This is a genomic window from Gloeomargarita sp. SKYB120, assembly GCA_025062155.1.
GTDB lineage: Bacteria > Cyanobacteriota > Cyanobacteriia > Gloeomargaritales > Gloeomargaritaceae > Gloeomargarita.
The window spans coordinates 1-22,158 of record JANXAM010000008.1 but is presented as its reverse complement, the minus strand read 5'-3'; the positions used below and the strand labels follow the sequence as shown (position 1 = coordinate 22,158).

The window sequence follows — 22,158 nt, the reverse complement described above, 5'->3', positions numbered from 1 at the left end:
CCCTCACAACACCGAATTTTCCCCCTGGGGATCAGGGATTGCGTTTTGCGATGAGGGTGCTATAGTTTATAAATGGAATATCCGTGCCTAGTGTTGCACAAATGCCAGTTGCGTGGCGAGTTGCCGGGTTGTGGTACCTGGAAACGCAGTTGGAGAAGCGGCGGGAATCGGACCCTGGCCTGTTTTGGCATGACCGTTGTGAAGCGCCTAGTCCCCGCTGACCTTCCCTGTGGAAGGTGAAGCGACAGTCGTGGCACTGGAAATTTTTGCTTTGGGACTAGGAGGCAGAGAAATGGAACGTCGGGAGTTGTTGCAAAAGACGGTCGAGGCGATCGACATTAAACAATTTGACGTGGTGGGTCTGGTCGAGGCGATGGCGCAGATGGCGTTTCAGGCGCGCAACTTGGGACGGGCTGCCCAAATTTACGACCGGATGCTCCAGGACCCGGACTGCACCATCATCCTGTGTTTGGCGGGGTCGCTGTTTAGCGCCGGACTCAAGCAGGTGGTGGTGGATTTGATTACCCACCACATGGTGGATGTGATTGTTTCCACCGGCGCCAACATCGTGGACCAGGATTTCTTTGAAGCGCTGGGGTTCCGGCATTACGTGGGCGACCCGCTGGCGGATGATGAACTGCTGCGCCAGCACCAGATTGACCGCATCTACGACACCTACATTGATGAGCGGGAGTTGCGGGTGTGCGACCACGTGATCGCCGAAATTGCCGATGGTCTGGAGCCGCGCCCCTACTCGTCGCGGGAGTTTATTGAGCAGATGGGGTTGTACCTAGAACGACGGGGGGTGACGGAACCGTCGGTGGTGCTGGCGGCCTATCGGCACCAGGTGCCCATCTTTGTGCCGGCGTTTAGCGACTGCTCGGCGGGGTTTGGCCTGGTCTATCACCAGTGGTACTCCCCCGACCGGCACGTGACGATTGACTCGGTGCGGGATTTCCGGGAACTCACCCAGTGCAAACTGGCCAGCCCAGCGACGGGTTTGGTGATGATTGGGGGCGGCGTGCCCAAAAACTTTGCCCAGGATACGGTGGTGGCGGCGGAACTGCTGGGGTTTGAAACGGCGATGCACCGCTATGCCATCCAGATTACGGTGGCGGATGAGCGGGATGGGGCGCTGTCGGGTTCCACGCTGCGGGAAGCCCATTCCTGGGGCAAGGTGGATATGAGCACCGAGCAGATGGTGTTTGCGGAAGCAACGCTGGCGTTCCCGTTGCTGGCGGGCTATGTCTATGGCAAGGGTCACTGGCGCCACCGGCAACCCCGCAAACTCGCCCAGTTGTTCCAGCGGCAATTGGCGGTTGTCTAGGGCTAAATCCAACTGGGCAACCAAAAGCGCCAGCGCCAGGCAGTGGGGGTCAAGGGCAACCCTAGGTACACGGGCAACCAAAACGCCAGGGCGATAGCTGGTAAAGCGAGCAAGGCCCCCGCGACTCGCTGGTAACCTCGTTGCCAAAGGGTGACCAGCCCCCACGCCAACACCACACACCCAAACACCAGCGCCGGCAGGTAGTGATAGAGAAAAACGCACCGCCGGATGAGCGCCCAGGGCAGCCACTGGAGCAGGTAGTTCCCCAGGGCGAATTGCAGCGTCCAGGGGCAATCCCGCCGCCGGAGCTGGGGCAGGGAAAAAAGCACCGCTGCCAAAACCAGCCACCAGAGCACGGGGTTGCCCATCGCCTGGACATGGGTGACCCAGCCGTCGTGGCTCTGGTAGTAGTAACTCAGCGGGCGCAGCATCAAAGGCCATGACCACCACGCTGAACAGTAGGGATGCACGTCTGGCCCGGAGCCAATGCGGGTATGGGCGCTGAGCATGTCGCGATGCAGGGCCAGCAAATCTCGCTCTGGATTTTGCCGCAGGTGGGGCCACCAAGTGAGCAGATACGTTGCCAGGGGAAGCAGGAACAGCCCTAGCACCAGGGGAACCCAACGCCAGCGCAATTTCATGGCAGCTAGGAGACCCCCAAACCAGTAGGCTAGGCCATTCCATTTCACTGCGGCACTCGCGCCCAGAAACACCCCCGCCCAGACCTGCCGGCGCAACACCAGCCATTGCCCCAATAGCCCTAGCGCCATCAAATGCACATTGATCAGGGCGTAGCGGGATTCCACCAGCAACAGTCCATCCGTTGCCACCAGATAACCGGCGACCAACGCCAACCATCGCTGCCGACTCAGTTCATAGACCAGCAATCCGGTCAGCAAGGGAAGCGCAGAACCCACCAGCGCATTGACCCAGCGATACCCCCAGGCGTGAAAGCCCCCGGCGATATAAATCCCCAGCGCAATCAGGTATTTCCCTAGGGGCGGGTGCCCGTCGAAAAAGGGAATGTTCTGCAAATAGTTGTGGGCGAACTTGGCGAAATAGACTTCATCAAAGACGAACTCGTCGAAGCGTCCCAAGCCCCAAAACCGCAAGCCTAAACTAACGCCCCAGAGCGCACCCCACAGGGACCAGTAACCCCAGCGTTTACCCATGCTCCGGCTTGAGCAGCGGGAAGGGAATCACCTCGCGAATACTAGCCGCATCCGTCACCAGCATCACCCAGCGGTCAATGCCCAGGCCCATGCCCCCCGTTGGCGGCATCCCATACTCCAGCGCGGTCAAGAAATCTTCATCGACCCCGTGCGCTTCCAGGTCGCCAGCAGCTCTACGGGCAGCCTGCTGTTCAAATCGCTCGCGCTGGTCAATGGGGTCGGTCAATTCTGAAAAGCTATTAGCTAACTCTCGTCCCGCAATAAACAACTCAAAGCGCTCAACCAATCCCGGTTGGGTGCGGTGTTTTTTCGCCAGGGGAGAAACCTCCACCGGAAAATCCAGCACAAACGTGGGCTGCACCAAATCCACCTCGCAAAACTCTTCAAACAAGGCATTCAACAAGCGCCCCAAACTGTCATGTTCATCGGCGTTGATTAACCCACATTGCTGCGCCGCTTTTTGCCCCTGCTCTAGCGTGTCAAACTTGTAGAAATCCCAGCCCGTTTTGTCTCGCACTAAATCCACCATCGTCACCCGGCGCCAGGGCGGCGTCAAATCAATCGCTTGCCCTTGGTAGGTCAACTGCAACGTGCCCAGCAACTCCTGCGTGACCGTCGTGATCAAATCTTCGGTTAATTGCATCATGTCGGTGTAGTCGGCGTAGGCTTGATAGACCTCGATGGACGTGAATTCGGGGTTATGGCGTGTGGACACTCCTTCATTGCGAAAGATGCGCCCCAGTTCGTACACCTTTTCAAATCCCCCCACCACCAGCCGTTTCAGGTGCAACTCCGTGGCAATGCGCAAGTACAAGTCCATATCCAGCGCGTTGTGATGGGTAATAAACGGGCGGGCTTCAGCGCCACCGGCTTGGGGTTGCAACACGGGCGTTTCCATTTCCAAAAAACCCCGTTCATCCAAGTACCGGCGCGTCAATTGCACCAATTTCGCTCGCTTGCGGAAAATGTCACGAACGTCGGGATTGACAATCAAATCCACGTAGCGCTGGCGATAGCGTTTTTCCACATCCGTCAACCCATGCCACTTATCCGGCAACGGCAACAGGGATTTGGTGAGCAGTTCATAGCGCTGGACATAGACCGATAACTCGCCTTTTTCCGTGCGTTTGATTGTGCCTTCTGCGCCGAGAAAATCCCCCACATCGGTCCATTGCTTGAGTTGCTCAAACGCCGCCTCTCCCATCCCGGCTTGGATGCGCTGTTTTTCCAAATACAACTGAATCGTGCCGTGTTCATCCCGCAGGGTAAAAAAGGCAAGTTTCCCAAACACCCGTCGCGCCATGATCCGACCAGCCACACGAACGGTCGTTGCTACTTCTCCCCCGGGCGCTAGGTCGTGGTATTGCTTTTGCAGTTCGACTGTGTGGTGGGTGCGTTCGTAGCGGTAGGGATAGGGATTAACGCCGACCTGTCGCCACTGGTGAGCTTTTTCCAGGCGTTGCTGGCGCAGTTCCTCCCCCGGGCGATGGGTCATGGCCTACAGCAAGCGTTCCAGGCGACGGCGAATTTCGTCCAACCCATCGTCAGCAGGTGTGGGTTGCCAGTCCGTGCGCTCGACATTCCGCTCGGGGGGCAAAAGCAAGGTTCCGGCGGGCACCAGTTGGTAGTGAAACCCGTGTTCTTCGCAAAACTGGCGAATTTCTTCAGGGTCAATCGCTTCGACCGTCGGTACCGGAAAATCCTGGGCTTCCAAATAGTCAGCAAACCGCACAGCGTCGTCCCGGTCTTCAAACATTAAAATCGTGTCTTCGCCTTGCAATTTCAGGCTGTGAATCCCCTCGTTGTCGGTACCCGGATTGTAGATCAGGACGTACACCTGCATCGTTGCTGACCACCCCGTTATCTCCACAATGCCTTTATTGTAAACAAAACGGGGCATGACCCCTACGCTCGCCAGAACTGAACCAGGCGGGGCATCACCTGCTCAGCCGCCACCACCACGCTATAGTGACCGGTGCCGTGACAGGTCAAGGTTTGCGCCTGGGGAAACAGCGCCTTCAAGGCGGCCTGCTCAGCGGGGGTAAAGGTGGTGTCGTTGTCCGCCTCGACGAGCAAAACCGGGCGCTTGGGGTCGTTGAGGTCTTGGCTCCGCAACCGGTAATGCTGGAAAAAGTCCGCCACCACCCGGCAGTTGAGATGGATGAATTCCGTCTTGCTCGTCCCTTGCAACACTTCCCGGAAGTAGGCTCGCCAAAATTCCTGGTTTGGTATGGCGGTCAAGTGTTTCTGGGCAATCCGTGCATAAATCTGCTGCGCAATCTCAGTTGCTGACATCCCTTGCAGGTGCCGTTCGGCTTGGCGGGCTTGTTTCACGCGGTCTGAGCCGGGCGCGCCCACACCCGTATGGGAAAGCACCAGTTTATCCACCAGCACCGGATATTGCCGCAGGAACGCCAGCGCGATCAGGCCCCCCAGCGAATGCCCCACCAGATGCACCTGCTGGAGTTGCTCCTGTTTCAGGAGCTGGCGCAGTCCCTCCACCAGTTGTTCCACCCGCGTCGCCGCCGGATAGGTGGGCGCCAGGACCCGAAAATCCCCCTGCCAGGCGTGCAGATAGGCAAACCACATCTCGCCCCAATGCACAGTTCCAGGGAGAAACAGGATGGCCTGAGCGCCCGCACCGCCTACCCAGTAGCGCCACGTCAAACCGGCAACCGATACCGTGCGACGCGCAAAATGCTGCCGCACCTGGGCCAGCAATTCAGCTAACGTCCGGTCGGGCGGCGATAGGTGCTGGTAGGGTGGGGTTAACGCCGGCACTGGGCAGGGGGGAACCGTCAACAGGGGTTTCGCGTTGGTATCGGTGCTTGCCGGCGGGTCTTCCCGACACAGGGTCAACATCCCCTCTTCTTCCACCAGGATGCAAAACCGCCCCTCTGACTGGTACTGGGTCGCTAGCGCGATGGCCTCGTCCCGCAAATGGCCCCCAAAGGATTGACCTTTCCGCAGCCGGTGAGCTTGAAACGTGAAGTATGCGCCTTGATGGTAGGAAATCCCTTGCGCCTCCAGTTCGCTGACGTGAATTACCAGGACTGGAGAAGTAGTGGTCATCCTTTCCCTGCCGACGCCGGCGGCTGCACCTGTATCTTGACCAGAACAACGGTGATGTTGTCGTGGCCATTGAGTTCGTTGGCCAGGTCAATCAACTGGCGCGTGGCCGCCTGGAGATGAATCAGGCCCGCCTGGGGCAACAGCAACGGTTTGAGGTACTGCTGCCAGTGGTTTTCCACCAGCCCGTTATCCGATAACCCGTCCGAACACAGCAGCAACACCGTGTCCTCTGTAATGGTGAAATAGTCTACGTCCACCTCCAGGGTCTGCTCGTGACGAGGTCCGAGCGCCTGGGTCAATTGATAGGCGTCAGGACGGCTGTAGGCAATCGCTGGGTCCGTGCCCCGTTGGATTTCCCATTGCCCCACTTCGTGGTCGAGCGTGAGCTGCTTCAGCCCCTCCGACTGCGTGATCCGGTACGCCCGGCTGTCCCCCACATGGGTTATCGCCACTTGGTTATCCTGTACCAGTGCCGCCACCAGCGTTGTCCCCATCCGGCCCTTGCCCCGGCGGTACTCTTCTTCATTGCGTAAGTAAATCGCTTGATTGGCAACCCCGACGCCGGCATGGATCACATCCGGTCCCGGCAATTCCCCTTCGCTCCAATGCTCCAACAAATACGTGGCCAACTTATGGGTAGCCAACTGGCTCGCCTCATCCCCACCTGCATGACCGCCCATGCCGTCGCAAAGAATGTATAGTCCCTTGCCCTGTACCACTTCCCCTTGGGGGCTGAGCCGGCGCTGGATCACCGTATGGGCATAGAAATAGTCCTGGTTATACTCCCGCTGACAGCCGACATCCGTAAGTCCAGCGACCTCCAAATTCACTAACCGGGGCGGCGCCTGGGTCGCCAAGGCATCGTTCGGCATGGATGGGGCAGTTTCCATAGCGTCAGTCCTGCTGCAACAAGAAAGTGACCTTGTCCTCCTTCCCCAGCGCAATCCAGTCGCCAGCCCGCAAGGTGTATCGTTGTCCCACCCGCAACCGCTGGCCGTTGACGTAGGTGCCGTTGGTGCTGCCCATATCCTCAATCGCCACCTGGTTGTTCTCCAGAATCAGGCGGGCATGGATGCGCGAGACGATATCGGCATCGGGAAAACCAGCCACGTCAATGTCCGGCGGGAGATAGTCATTAGGTTTGCCCACCAACAGGACGTTCCGATGCTGGGGAATGGGCACCACCGTACCTGTGCGCACATGCACTAGTCGCGGCTGCTGGGCCTGCAGGGGGGTCAGGGAATTGGGCTGGGTCGGCTGAGACATAGGGTGGCTGCCGGCAAGCAGGTCTATATCCATCATTTGACTATATCTTAGTCCGTCATTTTAGCATTTTCGCGGGGGGTCTGCGCAGACAGGGGCAAAATCACCCGAAATTGGGTTTGCCCGCGACCGCTATCGGCGGTGATCGTGCCCCCCAGATGGGTCACCAGCCGCTGCACCAGCGCCAGGCCCAGGCCCATCCCACCTTGTTGCCAGGGGTCGCTGCGGGGCACGCGGTAAAACCGTTCAAAAATCAACCCCAGCTCCGACGGGGGAATCTCCACGCCGGTGTTAGTTACCTCCAGTTGCCAAAAATCCCCCAGCTTGCGGGTGCTGAGATGAATCGTGTTGCCGGCGGGGGTGTACTTCAGGGCGTTGGTCAGAAGTTCCACCACCACCCGCTCTAGGCTAAACAGATGCACGCTGATCTGGCGTAATTGCGGGTCTAAGGTGCAGGTCAAGGCCAGGGCCTTTTGTTCGGCTTGGGGTTGAAACCGGTTGAGTAGCCCCGGTATCCACTGGTGCAAATCCAAAGTGACCTGGGGCAAGGCAGGCTGGGTGCTGTCCAGTTGTCGTAGCTGCAGCAAGTCCTGGATGAGCTGGGCCTCCCGCTCGTACTCCCGCTCCAGAATCTCTAGGTATTGCAGCATTTTGGCGGCTTTGGCTGACGTGTAGCCCCCCTTGCGCAGGGACAACCCGAGCATCTTCAACGCCAGCTTCATGTTGGACAGGGGGGTGCGCAACTCGTGGGAAACGGTGCTCAGAAAGTCGTCCTTGAGCCGGTGCAGCCGTTCCAGTTCCACCACCTGGGCCTGGGACTGCTGATACAACCGCGCCTGGCGGCTGGCAATCGCGCACTGGTTGGCCACGTGGGGCACCAAGTCCAACGAAACGCCCGCCTGAGGTCGGGTCAAGGCCACCCCCAGTTCGCCGATCACCCCCTGGTCATCCATCAGGGGTGCAATGACCATATGGCCGCCGCTGACCCGGAACTGGGCATAGACCGGCGGCAACAACTCCACCGGCGGGTAGCGCCACACCTCCCCATCTAGCAACCGGTCGTAGAGTTCGCGGTAGTGGCGCAGGGGAATCTGGGTGCCGATGGTTGAAGGCGCATGGGGCTGGGCCAGGTACTCGTAGGCAATCACCGCCTGCATTTGCGCCTCGTCGTACAGGGCGGCCCAGCAGTAATCGGCCTCCAGGGTTTTCCCCAAGCAGTCCAGGGCCGTGCGAAAAATCTGGCCTTCATCCAGACTCCGGCGCACCTGCTCGGTCACAGTGTAGAGCACCTGGGCGGCGTCCAACGCCTGGCGCAACTCCCGCGTCCGTTCCGCCACCTGCATCTCCAGCGTGCTGTTGAGGGTGCGTAGCTGCTGCACCAACTGGGCCTGCTCAATGCCAATCCCCAACTGCACCGCCAAGCGCTCCACCAGTTGCCGTTCGGCGGTGGTCCAAGCGCGTCCTCGCAAGCCGTCGGCGGCCACCAGAATTCCCCACAGTCGGTCTCCCTGGCGGATCGGGGTCAGCAGCGCCGATTTGAGGCCAAGGGCTCGCCAGTCCGTGAGCCAGGGGGTCTGCCAAGGCGTCGTCTCCAGGTCCGCCAAGACCACCGATTCCCCACGGTACAGGCGTGACGCCACCTCCTCCTGGGTCAACTGCCAGCGCCGGCCCAACAAGGAACGACTACTCGGGGCTGTGGCTTCGTGCGCCACCTCCATCCACCCCTCGGACCCGAGCCGGCAGACCCAGACCCGTTCTGCTTGCAGGCACAGGCGAATTTCCGTCACTGCCGTCTGCAGGATGGTTTCCAGTTCCAGCGAGCGGTGAATCCGGCTGGCGATTTCCCCCAGCAGATGCTCCCGCTTTACCTGCTCCCGCAGCGAGTCCTCCAACTGCCGGTGCCGGTTGATTTCCCGAAAGGTCACCACCATTCCCTGGCCCGGTTTCGCCAGGGGGGTCAAGGTCGCCGAGAGGTAGTCCAACCCGTCGGGGCGCACCAAGCGCGTATCGCGCGGCAAACCCGTGGTCACTCCCTGCTGCAACACCCGCTGCATCAAGTCGGGCAACACCTGTTCCTGCTGGGGATGGGAAAGACACAGCACTTCGGGCAAGGGCCGTCCCAGGGCCTGTTCCGTGGTCAACCCCGTCAGTTGCAGCGCCGCGCGATTGATTGCCGTCACCCGCCCCTGCCCGTCCGTGACAATCACGCCATCGGCAATGCTATTCAGGACGGTTACCAGCCACTCCTGGGATAGGGCATCGGGGGAGATCGCCTGCGGGGATGACGTGAACATCGGGTGCTATTTTGGCGTGGTCAAAAATGGTTTTTCAGCATTTTGACTCCCTGTTGCTGGACAGGCGAAGTGGCCGTTCGATAGTCTCCTGCAAGCTCCCCTAGAGGGACGTTGACACCCGCCATTCAGTTCCGTAAATTCTGTGAGATACTGCTATGTCCGTTAACATAACATGGGCCGCCTTCAGTTGCAATTCGGTGAGCCATCGGCGGACTCGCCGGTTAAGACACCCCACGCCACCCGTGCTGCTTCCTGCTGCGCCGCTTTGATGGAGTTGCCCTGGCCGACGCCCACCAGTTGCTCCTGCACGTAGACGCGGGCCAGGAATCGCTCCGGCGTCCCCGCTAGGGATTCGGTCTGGTAGATGGGCAAGCTGTGGTAATGGGCCTGGGTCCACTCCTGCAGGGCGTTTTTGTAGTTCCAGCGGGCGGGGTCTTGGCGCACCCGTTCGGCTTCCGGTCGCCAGTGGGGATAAAACACGGGGTACAAGACGGCAAGCGCCCGCTTGCTCAAGTAAATCGCGCCGGCCACCGCCTCTAGGACGTCCGCCAGCCATAGCCCCGACGGTTCCAACCCGCGACCCACCAGCACCACCTCCGCCAGGCCGTAGTGTTCGGCAATACGCCGCAACAGGCGGTTACTCACCAGCACTGAGCGCAGGGCCGTGTATTCCCCCACCGGCTGGCCAGGGTAATGCTGCCACAGAAAATCTGCCGCCAGCAACCGCAACACCCCGTCTCCGACGAACTCCAGGGCTTCGTAGTTCCGGTGCAGGTCAAAGCTAGGGTGGGTCAGGGCCTGGTCCAGCCAATCCCACTGGAGACCCTGGGGGTCCACGCCCAGCCGCTGGAGCAGCCGGTGCAGTTGCCGTTGACGGTGCGAACCCAAGGGAACCATCGCGCCTCCCGCTAGAAATTCCACAGGATGGCCCCCGGTGGAATCAGTTCATTAACCGGGCGGCTGATTTCATCCAATTCGGCGAGGGTTTCTGGTCGCAGGCGCACGTGCAAGGCACCCAGGTTCCCCAGCACCTGTTCCCGGTTGCGCACCCCCACAATCGCACAGGTCTGGGGCTGGTGCAGGACCCAGGCCAGCGCCAGATTTCCCAGGGAAATGTGGTAGGACTCGGCAATGGGCCGCAACCGTTCGAGGGCCGCCTGCGCCCGCTGGTACAATTCCCCTTGAAACAGGCGGTTTTTGGCCCGCACGTCGTCGGGGGGAAATTGGTGATTCCGGGTGAACTTGCCGGTGAGCAATCCCTGGGCTAAAGGCGAGTAGGCCAGCACCGTCAGCCCCTGTTTGACGCAGTAGGGCAAAAGTTCCTTCTCGATGACCCGCCAAAACAGGGAGTAAGGTGGTTGCACGCTGTCAATCGGGCCGTACTGTTGGGCTTCCTGGAGCTGCGCCAGCGAAAAATTTGACACTCCAATTGCCCGGATTTTGCCCTCGTCCTTCAGTTTCACAAGGGCGCGCATGGTCTCTGCGATGGGCACCACCGGACTTTTCCAGGACCCACTCGGCCAGTGAATTTGGTAGAGATCGATTACGTCCACCCCCAGACGCTTGCGGGAGTTGTCACAAGCCTGCAACACCTGGTCGTAGGCCAAGTGGTTAGCGAACACCTTGGTGGCAATCACCGCCTGGTCACGGTAAGGTTTGATTGCCTGGCCCACCAGTTCCTCGCTGTAGCCGTCTCCGTAAATTTCCGCGGTGTCGATGGTGGTAATGCCCCGCTCCAGGGCCGTTTGAATCGCCGCAACGATTTCCCGGTCGTCAATCCCCACCCAACCCCGTTTCCCCGCTTGCCAGGTGCCGATAATAAGCGGGGTAATTTTCACGTCGCTTTTGCCCAGGGGAACCTGCGGGATATTCACACCGTCACCCCCTCCGCCGTCGGAAATTCAATCTTCAGATAATCATTTTCCAAACTGGCCTTGCGGGGTTGCAGACCGGCCAGCGCCTGGGGCAGTACCAGGTTGCGGCGGTGATTGCCGATGCGGATGTTCAATTCATCCCCGGTTTTCGTCAATTGAATTTGCGCTTTGGGCACGCCTGGCAGGTAGAGTTCCAGCCAGTAGCCCTGGGGCGTTTCGCTCACCCGTATCGTCTGTTCCTGGTAGTAGATTTGGGTAGGGTCTTCGTCGTCGGGATAGAGGGTGTTTTTCAGGCGCTCTAGGGCCGCCAGCCCGCAGAGTTCCTCGGGATACAGGGGCACCTCCTTGACGGGCAGGGGATGAAAACTGTCGCGAATTTCCTGGCGGTACCGAGCTTGACTGGCCAGCCATGTTTGGAAAAAGGGGTCTTGGACAGTCGAGGGCAACACGCGGTTGATCACCACTAAATCCGTCGCCACGTTGTACAGGCTCAGGTAAGCGTGCGCCCGCAGGGATTCCTTGATCACCATCTTTTCGGGGTTGGTTACCAGGCGCACCGAAGTGACGGTGTTGTCGGTGAGAACCCGCTCCAACTGCTCAATCTGCTCGTAGAACTCGTAGGGGGCGTCCATCACCTTCTGGTCGGGCAGAGAAAACCCCATCACCCGCTTAAAAATCGGTTCAAACACAGGGGTGAGTACCTTGGCCATCCCCTGCAGGGGCTTGTAGAAGCGCCGCATGTACCACCCGGCCACCTCGGGAATGCTCAGCAGCCGCAGCGCCGTACCGGTGGGGGCCGAATCAATAATCAGCACATCATAGACGCCCTCGTCGTAGTGGCGTTTCACCCGCACCAGGGCAAAAATCTCGTCCATGCCAGGGAGAACGGCCAGTTCCTCCGCCTGCACCCCGTCGAGACCCCGCGCCTGCAACACCTCCGTGACGTAGCGTTTGACCGCGCCCCAGTTCAGTTCCAGTTCCTGCAGCGCGTCCAGTTCTGCACCCCACAGGTTCGGGCAAATTTGGCGGGGTTCGTGGTCCAAAGGCTGGTCTAGACTGTCGGCCAGGGAATGGGCAGGGTCGGTGCTCAGCACCAAAGTCCGGTAGCCCAGTTCCGCGCAGCGCAAACCGGTCGCCGCTGCGACCGACGTTTTACCCACGCCCCCTTTGCCCGTCATCAACAACAGCCGCATCGCCGCCCTGGTGTCCTGTCCCTAGGATAACGTTTGGGGCTTGGCTTAGGCCCAATGCTCCTGGTAGGCGCACTGGTCTAGGATGGCCCGCAGTCGGTCGTAGTCGTCCTTGAGCAGGAGACTGAGCTTGCGACCCGCCTGGATCAACCACTGGCTGTCGGCTCCGCGAATGTGATAGATGTGACGCAGGACCGCCCCCACCAGGTTGTCCACTGGCGCGCCACTCAGTTGCATCAGGGTGCGCAAAAAGTCAAGTTGCTCGCTAAAAGCAATGATGTCTTCAGGGTCGCACAGATAGACCGCTTGGTGGATCTGAGGCGGACGCGGGGGCAGGTACTGGTAGTACACGCGCCGCCCTGGCGGTTGGAAGCCTACGATCACCGCGCGAAACTCCGTCTTCAGCATGGCAAAAATCTGGGGCTGCTGTTCCCGCAGTTCCTCCAGGGATAACCCCAAAGCGCGGGTGCGGTGGACCTGGTCAATGGGGCTGGCGCTGACGTGATAGACGACGGCGTAGATCTGGTTTTGGGTTTCGTTGTCCGCCGCTCGCACCCAGCACCCAAACGGGGGCATGGCCGGAAAGTCCAACACTGGCGGCGCAAGACACTGGGCGCAAAACTCTGTCGTGCTGGTGGCAATGACTTCCGCCAGGTGCTGGGGATGACGAGCCGGATTGGCAGTAACGGGGGGCGAGAGACGCATCAGTCGGTGGAGATACCCATGCCCATTGTGCAGTAGGGCGCTTTCCGGAGGCAACGGGGCCTGGCGGGACTAGGCCAACTGCTTGACCTCATCCAGTAGGCGAGTCAACACTTCCCGCGCATTCCCGAATAGCATGGCCGTGCGGTCTTTGTAGAACAACTCGTTTTCGATCCCAGAATACCCAGGATTCATGCTGCGCTTGATCACCACCGTCCGACGCGCCTTATCCACCTCTAGAATCGGCATCCCGTAAATGGGGCTGTTTTTGTCATGGCGGGCCGCCGGATTCACCACGTCGTTGGCGCCCACCACCAGCACTACGTCCGTGTGTTCAAATTCGGGGTTGATTGCCTCCATGTCGTAGAGCTGGGTGTAGGGGACGTTGGCCTCGGCTAGCAGGACGTTCATGTGCCCTGGCATCCGGCCCGCCACCGGATGAATCGCGTATTTCACCGCCACCCCCCGCCGTTCCAGGGCATCGGCCAATTCCCGCAGGACGTGTTGGGCTTGGGCCACCGCCATGCCATAGCCTGGCACAATCACCACCGAACGGGCGTAGGCCAGCATCATCGCGGTTTCCTCCTCATCCGTGCGCCGGATAGTGCCCTTGACCGCCGCCCCCGCCAGGGACCCTTGGGCCTGAGGAGCCGTCAACGCGCCGAACAGGACATTGGCCAGAGGGCGGTTCATGGCTTTGCACATGATTTGAGTCAGAATCAGGCCAGAGGCGCCCACCAGCGCTCCCGAAACCACCAGCGCGTCATTGAGTACGATAAACCCGGTTGCCGCCGCTGCCAGACCCGAAAACGCATTCAACAGGGAAATCACCACTGGCATGTCGGCGCCCCCCACCGGCAGGACGAACAGCACCCCTAGCACCGACGCCAAAGATAGGAGCGCGCTAAAGGCCCCCAGATGCAGCGGCGTAACCCACAGCACAACCCCAGCCGCCAGCATCCCCGTCACCAGACCCGCCGTGAGCCAGCGTTGACCTGGCAACACCACCGGCTGACCCGTCATCCATCCCTGCAACTTGGCAAAGGCGACTAGGCTCCCAGTAAACGTCACAGCGCCGATCAAAACCCCTAGCACGGTGGAGACCAGGGCGGGCTTGTCCAGGGCCGTTTCAGACAGCACACTGCGCCAGAACTCACCAGCGGCAATCAACACCGATGCGCCGCCGCCCAACCCGTTCAGTAACCCCACCATCTGGGGCATAGCAGTCATTTCCACGCGGTAGGCTAGCCACGTGCCCACGAGCGACCCAACCAGCAATCCCACCAGGATGTGGCCGTAGTGGACAACCCCCTGCTGGAACAACGTGGCCACCACCGCCAGCAGCATTCCCAAAGCCGCCCAGCGATTGCCCAAGCGGGCCGTTGCTGGTGAACTCAACCGCTTAATCCCCACAATGAACAGGGAAACGGCCAACAGGTAGGTCAATTCAATGCCTGTCGGCAGCACCGCACGCAGGTCCATCTTCGCTCTCGCTCTATTTCTTGAACATCTGCAACATCCGGTCCGTCACAAGGAACCCCCCCACCACATTCACGGTCGCCAGGGCAACGGCTAGGATGCCCAGAGCGGCGCTCAACCCATCCTCCGCATGACCCGCCAGCAGGATAGCCCCTACCACTGCAATTCCGGAAATCGCATTCGACCCCGACATCAAGGGGGTATGCAGCGTCGGGGGAACCTTGTTGATGACCTCAAACCCAGCAAACGCCGCCAGGACAAAGACAAACACCGCCGAAACAAAGGGAGAAACCATGGTGGTCCATTGGCGTTGTACCCATCGGATGCCAGCTACTATCGCATAGGTGGTGGGAGTGGGGGGCAAAACCACAGAAATTTTTTGGGATCAGGCGTTCAGAACTTGGGCTTGATAGGCTGCTTCGCTCAAGAGCTGCTGCGGCTGGCGGTCTAGGAACAAGCGCCCCTGCAGATGGTCGTACTCATGCTGAACAATGCGGGCCACGAAGTCGGTGAATTCCTGGGTGACCGTCTCGCCTTGGACGTTGACATACCGCACCTGTATCCAAGGCGCCCGCGCCACCAGCCCCCGTTGATTCGGGACGCTCAGGCACCCTTCCCAATCCCACACCGGTTCACCGCCCATCGCCACAATTTCAGGGTTGAGCATGACAAGCGGCTCCATCTGAGGCGCATGGGGGTAGCGGGGATTTGGACGCGACGCGACAACCATGATTTGCCAGGGCACGCCCACCTGGGGGGCCGCCAACCCGACGCCCTTGGCCTCCTGACAAATTTGCACCAGCTCCTGGGCCAGGGTCTGGACTTCGGGGACGCCCACGTCCATTACTGGTTGAGCGGGCTGGTGCAGCAGCGGGTGACCGCACTGGAGAATCGTTCGTGTCCCCATCCGCGGCAACTTAACGATTTGTAATAGCAACTCGGGAACACACGCTTTATGGTTGGTTAAGGGGGAAACCGCAACACACGTGGTGGTCCTTGTTCACATCATAAACGGATGTTGGCATTATGAGTAGTCAATTGGCGTTGGCCCTGCGGGAAGGCACCAAAAAGGCCCACACCATGGCGGAAAACGTCGGCTTTGTCCGGTGTTTTCTCAAGGGTGTGGTGGAAAAAGAGTCCTATCGCAAACTGGTGGCGAATTTTTATTTCGTGTACGGGGCGTTGGAAGCGGCCATGGCCCGGCATCGGGAGCATCCGGTGGTGGGCCCAATCTATTTCCCCGAACTGGTGCGGCAACCGGCGCTGGAAAAAGACCTGGCGTTTTACTACGGCCCCCAGTGGCGCGAGGAAATCCAACTGTCCCCCGCCGGTCAAACCTACGTGCAGCGGATCGAGGAGGTCGCTCAGACCCAGCCAGAACTGCTGGTGGCCCATGCCTACACGCGCTACCTGGGGGACTTATCCGGCGGCCAGCTCCTGAAAAAAATCGCCCAAAACGCCCTGAACTTGGGGGAAGAGGGAGTCGCTTTTTACCGGTTTGAGCGCATCCCGGACGAAAAAGCGTTCAAGGCCCATTACCGGCGCACCCTCGACAGCCTGCCGGTGGACAAGGACATGGTCAACGCCATCGTCCAGGAGGCCAACCACGCCTTTGGCCTGAACATGCGGATGTTCCGCGAACTGGAGGGGAGTCTCATCAAGGCCATCGGCGTCATGCTCTACAACGCCTTGACGCGAGGACGGCAACGGGGAAGCACCGAGGACGACCTGGCCCCGGCGACTGAATGACCCAGCGCACCATCGCCGAGATCAACGCCAAAATCCAGGCACGCCAGGCGGTGGTCTGGACAGCGGCGGAGCTCAAGGCGCGGGTTCGCGAGTGGGGGGTGGCCCGTTGCACCCGCGAGGTGGACGTCATTACTACGGGGACCTTTGAGCCGATGGAGGCCTCAGGAGCCGTTTTGAACCTGGGGCAGACCGATCCCCCCATCAAACTCCAGCGCTGCTGGCTAGACGGCGTTCCCGCCTACACGGGGTTTGGCGCGGTAGACCTGGTCATCGGGGCGTCCCAACCTTCGGAAATCGAAGGCAGCGAACGGGGCGGCGGTCATGTCATTGCCGATTTGATTGCAGGGCAAGCTGTGACCCTAAAGGCAACAGGCTACGCCACCGACTGTTACCCCCGCGCCAGCTTGGAGACCCGCATCCGCAAGGACACCATCAACCAGTTTTACCTCTACAACCCCCGCAACCTGTACCAGAACTTCATTGTGGGGGTCAATGGCGGCGATCGGACGCTCTACACCTATCTCGGGCCGTTGCTGCCGCAGTTGGGCAATGCGGTCTACGCCTGTGGGGGCGCGCTCTCGCCCCTGTTGAACGACCCGGATTTGCGGTGTGTGGGCATCGGCACCCGGATTTTCCTAGGCGGCGGGGTGGGGTACATCGCCTGGGAGGGTACCCAGCATTTCCCGCTGCAGAAACGGTTGCCCAATCGTGTCCCTATCGGCCCAGCCGCTACAGTTGCTCTCATTGGGGACGCCCACCAGATGGACCCGCGCTGGGTGCGGGGATGTTTTTTCAAGCACTACGGCCCGTCGTTGTACCTGGGAGTGGGGGTGCCGTTTCCGGTCCTGGATGAGCAAGTCATTGAGGCCTGTGCCGTTCAGGATGAGGATATTGTGGTGCCGGTGGTGGATTTTGCGATTCCCCGGCGGGTGCGGCCCACCTTTGGGTTGGTGACTTACGCCCAGCTCAAATCCGGTCGGATTACGATTAATGGGACGTCGGTTCGCACGGCGCCCCTGGTCAGTATTTCCTGGTCGCTGGAAGTCGCAGAAATTCTCAAACGTTGGATTGAGCAGGGCACGTTTACCCTAACGGAACCCGTTGCGCCCCTGCCCAAAGACCGCGCGTTTTTGCCCCAGGACGGTTTGGATTAATTAGCATAGAAATACGCAGCTTCGTCTAGGGCGATGCAACCGTTATTCACCATAGGTCATTCCCATCACTCGCTGGAGCAATTCATCGCCCTGCTGCAACGACATAACATCACTGCGGTGGCAGATGTGCGTTCGGCGCCCTACAGCCGGCGGTTTCCCCAGTTCAATCGCCAGATATTAGAAAAAGCGCTCCCCCAATCAGAAATTCATTACGTCTTTTTGGGCAAAGAATTGGGGGCGCGACCAGCCAATCCCGCCTGTTACGTTGAGGGCAAAGCCCTGTATGAAAAAATTGCGGCGACGCCCGAGTTTCAACAGGGGATTCAACGGTTGCTCAAGGGGGCCAAAACCCATCGCATTGCCTTGATGTGCGCCGAAAAAGACCCCCTGTATTGCCATCGCGCCATTTTGGTCTGTCCCCATCTTGTCCCCTACAACCTGGAAATCGCCCATATCCACAGCGATGGTTCACTGGAATATCACGAGGAATTGGAGGAACGCCTACTCCGACTCTATAACCGGTCGGACCGCCTGCCAGAGGGACAATTGTCCTTGTTTGGGAACCAACCGAATCGCGCTGAACGGTTGAAGGAGGCCTATCATCGCCAGGGATTAAAAATTGCCTACGTTGAGGGGGAAAACCATCGTCCAAATGAAACTCTTTACAGTGGGGTTCACCGGTAAATTGGCTTGATATTGCAGCTAAGTCATGTATGCTTGCGTAGTAGGCAGCCCTGTCTTTGGTTGCCCTGATCATCATCTCTCCAGCCAACTCCCTTGAGAGGCTTTTATAGCTAAGACCACCTTAGGGTGTTAAAGAGAGAACCACCAACGGGGCTACGCCCTGCGACCCCTGTAATCTGGCTATAGCTACGACGCCTTACAGAGGCCCAAGCGTTTTTGGACGTTTTACGCTGCCTCCCTGCGCCTGAGTAGAAATACTGGTTGGAGTTTCACCAGGGGCCGCATTACACTGTATCCTATGATGCCTTCGCTGCAAGAACCGGTCTGGGAGCGGCAACCCCGCGAACCTCACTGTGCTTATCAAGCCTTTTGTCGCTATCGGGAAATGGGCGCCCAGCGGCGATTAGAGCTGTTGGCGGCAGATTTTCCGCTCAAGCGTTTGCACCGTTGGTACAGCCGGTGGCAGTGGGTGGAACGGGCGGCAGCGTGGGATCAGTACCTGGCGATGCTATGGCAAAAGCACTACCGTCAGTCCCAACAGCACCAGCAGGAGGTTTGGCGGCAGCGGCGAGAACAATGGCGAGAAATGGAGTGGGATTACGTGCGGGCGTTACAGCGCAAAGTGGATGCCATGTTAAGTTTACCCGTCACGCGCCAGCGCACAACCCGCGACGGTAAAACAGTCATTATTGAACCGATCAATTGGAGTCTGGGAGACGTGACCCAACTGGTGCAATTGATTAGTGAATTGGGGCGCAAAACCCTGGGGGAAGCAGAACCGTCTCTCTCTCCCCTGCTGGCTGTTTTGGCGGCTCGCATGTCCCCCAGTGCTTATAACGAGTTAGTGCGGGCAATTCAGGAGTTCGCGCCTCATCAAGAGGGGTTGGATTCCTGAAGGGAATGCTCTAGGGCATAGCGTTGTTCAACGTTGCGCAGGAAATAACCGCTAATCATTGCCGAGGCCAGCAGTCGCCCTAAGCTCTCCCGATCCACCGTAATTTGCACGTGAAAATGCTCCGCCGGTAGTTGCCCCAACAAGCCAATAATATTGCGTTCCATCACCTGGCGGGCTTCGGGGGTGCTGGGACGAGAGAGTTGTTCGACGACCTCAGGTGAGAGGGATTGGACGTACTCCCACAGACCGTTTGTACGAGGTTCGGCCATGTCGGGCATAGGCATGGGTGCTAGTGGTTACTCTCCACCGAATCACAATCTATTTATTACCCTAACAAACCCTACTGCTAGCTACAGTGGGCAAAACCGAACTCACAAGTTGGGTTCCATCTTGTCTTTGAATACGTCTTTGAGGGCCGTGCGGGCAGCCAGATGACTGCGAGTGGACGCTAAAATTTCCGATTCTCGACGCAAACGACTGGCCGTATCCTGCATTTCTAAGAGGGCTTGTTGTTCCAGCGGCGCTCCTTGAAAGTTACTAGCCACCCAGTAGGAAAATTCACGGGGTAGCGTGGGGTACCGCTCCGGCAGACTGACATCTTGATCGGTTAGTTTGGCGGACAGTTGCACGACATCGTACAGGAGTTGTCTGACTTCATCCGCCAGGGGCTGCAAATCTTCGGTTGGTGGTTGGTCTTCAATCCATTCCACCAGCGCCACCCGAAAGGGTTTTTCCCGCAGGTATTTCAACACCTGAAACCGCTGCTGCCCCAGGGTGAGAATCAGCATCCGGTCGTCGGGGAGTCGCTCGTAACGCAACACTTCAGCACAGCAACCGATGGTTACTGGCCGTCCTTCCTGGGGGTTCCACATTAACACGCCAAATCGCTTATCCGTTTCCAGGATGGAAGCCATCATCATCCGGTAACGGTATTCAAAGATGTGCAGCGGCAGAGGACAACCGGGGAACAGGACGACCTCTGGCAACGGAAACACCGGCAGTTCACGCAGGCTGGACATTGGCAGATTTTGTTACGGGGTGTTAAGCGCTCTTTGACTACTGTAGCGCACCTGTGGGAAGCAGTAGAGTAGAAATGGTTGTCACAGTCACACGTTCTTATGGAGTTAACCCATCGTCCCCGGCGGCTACGGCGTAATCCAGCGATTCGACGGCTCGTGCAGGAAACCGTACTAACCACGGGTGATTTGATTTACCCCATGTTTGTGATGGAAGGGGAGGGGGAGCCGGTGCCCATTCCTTCAATGCCGGGGTGTTTCCGCTATCCCTTGCCGCGTTTGGTGCAAGAAGTGAAAACGGTGGCCGAGTTGGGTATCCCTGGTATCGCCCTGTTTCCCGTGATTCCCGAAGCCAAAAAGGATGACCAAGGCAGTGAAAGTTTCAATCCTGATGGATTGGTGCAGCGCACTGTGCGGGCCATCAAGACGGTAGTGCCGGATATACTGGTCTTCACAGATGTGGCGCTTGACCCGTTTACCACCCACGGCCACGACGGATTAGTGGACGACCAAGGGCGCATCTTGAACGATGAAACCGTAGAAGTTTTAGTGAAAATGGCCCTTTCCCAAGCGGCTGCGGGTGCCGATTTTGTCGCCCCATCGGACATGATGGACGGGCGAGTTGGCGCGATTCGACGTGCCCTCGACCAAGCGGGTTACACCCAAGTAGGCATTCTGGCTTATTCTGCCAAGTACGCCTCCGCTTACTACGGCCCGTTTCGCGATGCGTTGGACTCGGCCCCCAAGTTTGGCGATAAAAAGACCTACCAGATGGACCCCGCCAACGCCCGGGAAGCGCTCAAGGAGATTGACCTGGATACCATTGAAGGGGCAGACATTGTCATGGTCAAACCGGCGCTGGCTTATTTGGATGTGGTGTACCGGGTGAAACAGCATACCCACTTGCCAGTAGCGGCCTACAACGTGTCAGGCGAATACGCGATGGTGAAAGCAGCAGCCCAGCAAGGGTGGATTGAGGAGAAAAAAGTGGTGTTGGAAACCTTGACGGCGATGAAACGGGCCGGTGCGGACATGATTCTGACCTATCATGCGGTGGATGTTGCCCGTTGGTTGCGGGGTATGCACTAAAACTGCCTGTGGTATGGTGGAGGCAGTAACGCATGGAGTGCAGCGATGGCAGTTCTGGAGCGGGTCCCAGATGTCGTGTTCAAGACGCGCGTACGCGATGAGTCCCTTGGCGGTCCCAATCCGTTTCGCTGGCAGGATTTAACAACCCAAGATATTTTTGGCGGGAAGAAAGTGGTTTTGTTTGCCTTGCCAGGCGCTTTCACACCGACCTGCTCCAGTAACCACCTACCTCGCTACGAAGAGCTCTATGACGAGTTTCGGGCGCTGGGGATTGATGCGGTCATTTGCCTATCGGTTAATGATGCCTTTGTCATGTATCAATGGGGCAAGCAACTGGGGATCAAAAAAGTGTTTTTACTGCCCGATGGTTCTGGGGAATTTACTCGCAAAATGGGGATGCTCGTCCGCAAAGATAATCTGGGGTTTGGGATGCGTTCCTGGCGCTACTCCATGTATGTTAATGATGGGGTCATTGAAAAGATGTTTATTGAACCCCACTTCAGTGACGATTGCCCGATTGACCCCTTTGAAGTGTCTGATGCTGACACCATGCTCAACTACCTGCAGTCAGTTCTTTCTCCCGTGTCTACAGGTACCGTGTCAACCTAACCACTGGAGCGATGAAACTCAACAGTCAAAACCTGAGCCAGCGCTTGGATACGCTTTATGACGCTATCATTGCTGGCGGGGGCATGGGTGGTCTCTCGGCGGCCATTTATTTGGCTCGCTATGGCCTGAAGTGCTTAGTGATAGAAAAGGGCAAGGGTCGTTCCCTGTGGATGCAGGAATTGCGCAATTATGTGGGATTAGACCCCACCACACCGGGGCGAGAAATTCTCCGTCATGCGACGGATATGGCCTTGCACTGGGGGGCAGACTACTTGCGGGGATTTGTGGATGGGGTGACCGACTGCGGCGACCATTTTGAGGTGCAGGTCAAGATTGGCAAGGTCAATCCGACGTTTGCCACATTTAAGGGAACCTATCTCATTGCCGCTACGGGGATCATCGACATCTTGCCTCAGTTAGAGGATATGCAAAATGTTTACGAATTTGCGGGCTACACGTTGCACGTGTGCATGATCTGCGACGGGTTTGATATGTGGGACCAAAAGGCCATTCTGATTGCTGGCAAAGAGTCCCAAATCGAAGCGGCATTTGTGCTCAGTTGGTTTACGCCCTATATCACGGTGTTGAC

General features: G+C 58.7%; 24 protein-coding genes. 8 read left to right on the top strand and 16 right to left on the bottom strand.

What is annotated here, in order from left to right; all coding sequences use genetic code 11:
• Positions 1 to 292 precede the first annotated feature (292 nt).
• Positions 293 to 1,327: a deoxyhypusine synthase gene (locus NZ705_04605; protein ID MCS7292240.1), complete on the top strand. Its 1,035-nt coding sequence runs from the start codon at positions 293 to 295 to the stop codon at positions 1,325 to 1,327.
• A 2-nt stretch (positions 1,328 to 1,329) separates the two neighbouring features.
• Here the strand turns inward: NZ705_04605 and NZ705_04600 are convergent, their stop codons facing one another.
• The 14 genes from NZ705_04600 to def all read right to left on the bottom strand — a co-directional run bounded on the left by NZ705_04600 (position 1,330) and on the right by def (position 15,280).
• On the bottom strand, positions 1,330 to 2,499 hold the full coding sequence (locus NZ705_04600; protein ID MCS7292239.1) for a phospholipid carrier-dependent glycosyltransferase: 1,170 nt from the start codon (positions 2,497 to 2,499) through the stop codon (positions 1,330 to 1,332).
• Positions 2,492 to 3,994: a lysine--tRNA ligase gene (gene lysS, locus NZ705_04595; protein MCS7292238.1), complete on the bottom strand. Its 1,503-nt coding sequence runs from the start codon at positions 3,992 to 3,994 to the stop codon at positions 2,492 to 2,494. Before lysS ends, NZ705_04600 begins: the two co-directional genes overlap by 8 nt.
• Positions 3,995 to 3,997: 3 nt before the next feature.
• Positions 3,998 to 4,399 carry a DUF3110 domain-containing protein gene (locus NZ705_04590; GenBank protein ID MCS7292237.1) on the bottom strand — a complete coding sequence of 134 codons (402 nt, stop codon included), beginning with the start codon at positions 4,397 to 4,399 and terminating at the stop codon, positions 3,998 to 4,000.
• A gap of 5 nt (positions 4,400 to 4,404) precedes the next feature.
• Positions 4,405 to 5,571 carry an alpha/beta hydrolase gene (locus NZ705_04585; protein ID MCS7292236.1) on the bottom strand — a complete coding sequence of 389 codons (1,167 nt, stop codon included), beginning with the start codon at positions 5,569 to 5,571 and terminating at the stop codon, positions 4,405 to 4,407.
• Positions 5,568 to 6,461 (bottom strand): serine/threonine phosphatase, encoded by an 894-nt coding sequence (locus NZ705_04580; protein ID MCS7292235.1) that lies wholly within the window; start codon positions 6,459 to 6,461, stop codon positions 5,568 to 5,570. Before NZ705_04580 ends, NZ705_04585 begins: the two co-directional genes overlap by 4 nt.
• A 4-nt stretch (positions 6,462 to 6,465) precedes the next feature.
• Positions 6,466 to 6,837, bottom strand: coding sequence for an FHA domain-containing protein (locus tag NZ705_04575; protein ID MCS7292234.1), 372 nt, complete (start codon positions 6,835 to 6,837; stop codon positions 6,466 to 6,468).
• Between the two features lie 47 nt (positions 6,838 to 6,884).
• Entirely contained in the window at positions 6,885 to 9,128 is a 2,244-nt protein-coding gene (locus NZ705_04570; protein MCS7292233.1) for an ATP-binding protein, read from the bottom strand.
• A 183-nt stretch (positions 9,129 to 9,311) separates the two neighbouring features.
• On the bottom strand, positions 9,312 to 10,025 hold the full coding sequence (locus NZ705_04565) for a ribonuclease III family protein (protein MCS7292232.1): 714 nt from the start codon (positions 10,023 to 10,025) through the stop codon (positions 9,312 to 9,314).
• 11 nt (positions 10,026 to 10,036) lie between these two features.
• Positions 10,037 to 11,002: an aldo/keto reductase gene (locus NZ705_04560; GenBank protein ID MCS7292231.1), complete on the bottom strand. Its 966-nt coding sequence runs from the start codon at positions 11,000 to 11,002 to the stop codon at positions 10,037 to 10,039.
• Positions 10,999 to 12,195, bottom strand: coding sequence for a TRC40/GET3/ArsA family transport-energizing ATPase (locus NZ705_04555; protein ID MCS7292230.1), 1,197 nt, complete (start codon positions 12,193 to 12,195; stop codon positions 10,999 to 11,001). Before NZ705_04555 ends, NZ705_04560 begins: the two co-directional genes overlap by 4 nt.
• A gap of 45 nt (positions 12,196 to 12,240) precedes the next feature.
• A complete protein-coding gene (locus NZ705_04550; GenBank protein MCS7292229.1) occupies positions 12,241 to 12,897 on the bottom strand; it encodes a hypothetical protein in 657 nt (218 codons plus the stop codon).
• Between the two features lie 69 nt (positions 12,898 to 12,966).
• Positions 12,967 to 14,376: an NAD(P)(+) transhydrogenase (Re/Si-specific) subunit beta gene (locus NZ705_04545; GenBank protein MCS7292228.1), complete on the bottom strand. Its 1,410-nt coding sequence runs from the start codon at positions 14,374 to 14,376 to the stop codon at positions 12,967 to 12,969.
• Between the two features lie 13 nt (positions 14,377 to 14,389).
• The gene (locus NZ705_04540; protein MCS7292227.1) at positions 14,390 to 14,668 is read right to left on the bottom strand and encodes an NAD(P) transhydrogenase subunit alpha; all 279 of its coding nucleotides are present in this window, start codon (positions 14,666 to 14,668) and stop codon (positions 14,390 to 14,392) included.
• A gap of 90 nt (positions 14,669 to 14,758) precedes the next feature.
• Positions 14,759 to 15,280: a peptide deformylase gene (def, locus tag NZ705_04535; GenBank protein ID MCS7292226.1), complete on the bottom strand. Its 522-nt coding sequence runs from the start codon at positions 15,278 to 15,280 to the stop codon at positions 14,759 to 14,761.
• 119 nt (positions 15,281 to 15,399) lie between these two features.
• On the opposite strand from def, the gene NZ705_04530 reads away from it, so the two are divergent.
• From NZ705_04530 to NZ705_04515, 4 genes are all read left to right on the top strand, one after another.
• Positions 15,400 to 16,122 (top strand): heme oxygenase (biliverdin-producing), encoded by a 723-nt coding sequence (locus NZ705_04530; GenBank protein ID MCS7292225.1) that lies wholly within the window; start codon positions 15,400 to 15,402, stop codon positions 16,120 to 16,122.
• Positions 16,119 to 17,276 (top strand): homocysteine biosynthesis protein, encoded by a 1,158-nt coding sequence (locus NZ705_04525; protein ID MCS7292224.1) that lies wholly within the window; start codon positions 16,119 to 16,121, stop codon positions 17,274 to 17,276. The genes NZ705_04530 and NZ705_04525 overlap by 4 nt, the downstream gene beginning before the upstream one ends.
• 33 nt (positions 17,277 to 17,309) lie before the next feature.
• Positions 17,310 to 17,960: a DUF488 domain-containing protein gene (locus NZ705_04520; protein MCS7292223.1), complete on the top strand. Its 651-nt coding sequence runs from the start codon at positions 17,310 to 17,312 to the stop codon at positions 17,958 to 17,960.
• A 298-nt stretch (positions 17,961 to 18,258) separates the two neighbouring features.
• A complete protein-coding gene (locus tag NZ705_04515; GenBank protein ID MCS7292222.1) occupies positions 18,259 to 18,855 on the top strand; it encodes a hypothetical protein in 597 nt (198 codons plus the stop codon).
• Here NZ705_04515 and NZ705_04510 read toward each other — a convergent pair.
• The gene (locus NZ705_04510) at positions 18,834 to 19,139 is read right to left on the bottom strand and encodes a DUF760 domain-containing protein (GenBank protein ID MCS7292221.1); all 306 of its coding nucleotides are present in this window, start codon (positions 19,137 to 19,139) and stop codon (positions 18,834 to 18,836) included. The genes NZ705_04515 and NZ705_04510 overlap by 22 nt on opposite strands.
• An 87-nt stretch (positions 19,140 to 19,226) precedes the next feature.
• Positions 19,227 to 19,874 carry an LON peptidase substrate-binding domain-containing protein gene (locus NZ705_04505; GenBank protein ID MCS7292220.1) on the bottom strand — a complete coding sequence of 216 codons (648 nt, stop codon included), beginning with the start codon at positions 19,872 to 19,874 and terminating at the stop codon, positions 19,227 to 19,229.
• Between the two features lie 99 nt (positions 19,875 to 19,973).
• On the opposite strand from NZ705_04505, the gene hemB reads away from it, so the two are divergent.
• From hemB to NZ705_04490, 3 genes are all read left to right on the top strand, one after another.
• Complete coding sequence (gene hemB, locus NZ705_04500) at positions 19,974 to 20,960, top strand: porphobilinogen synthase (GenBank protein MCS7292219.1); 987 nt, start codon at positions 19,974 to 19,976, stop codon at positions 20,958 to 20,960.
• Positions 20,961 to 21,005: 45 nt separating this feature from the next.
• Positions 21,006 to 21,569, top strand: a complete 564-nt coding sequence (locus NZ705_04495) for a peroxiredoxin (GenBank protein ID MCS7292218.1) — start codon at positions 21,006 to 21,008, stop codon at positions 21,567 to 21,569.
• Positions 21,570 to 21,580: 11 nt separating this feature from the next.
• The coding region (locus NZ705_04490) for an NAD(P)/FAD-dependent oxidoreductase (GenBank protein ID MCS7292217.1) at positions 21,581 to 22,158 on the top strand (578 nt) is incomplete at its 3' end.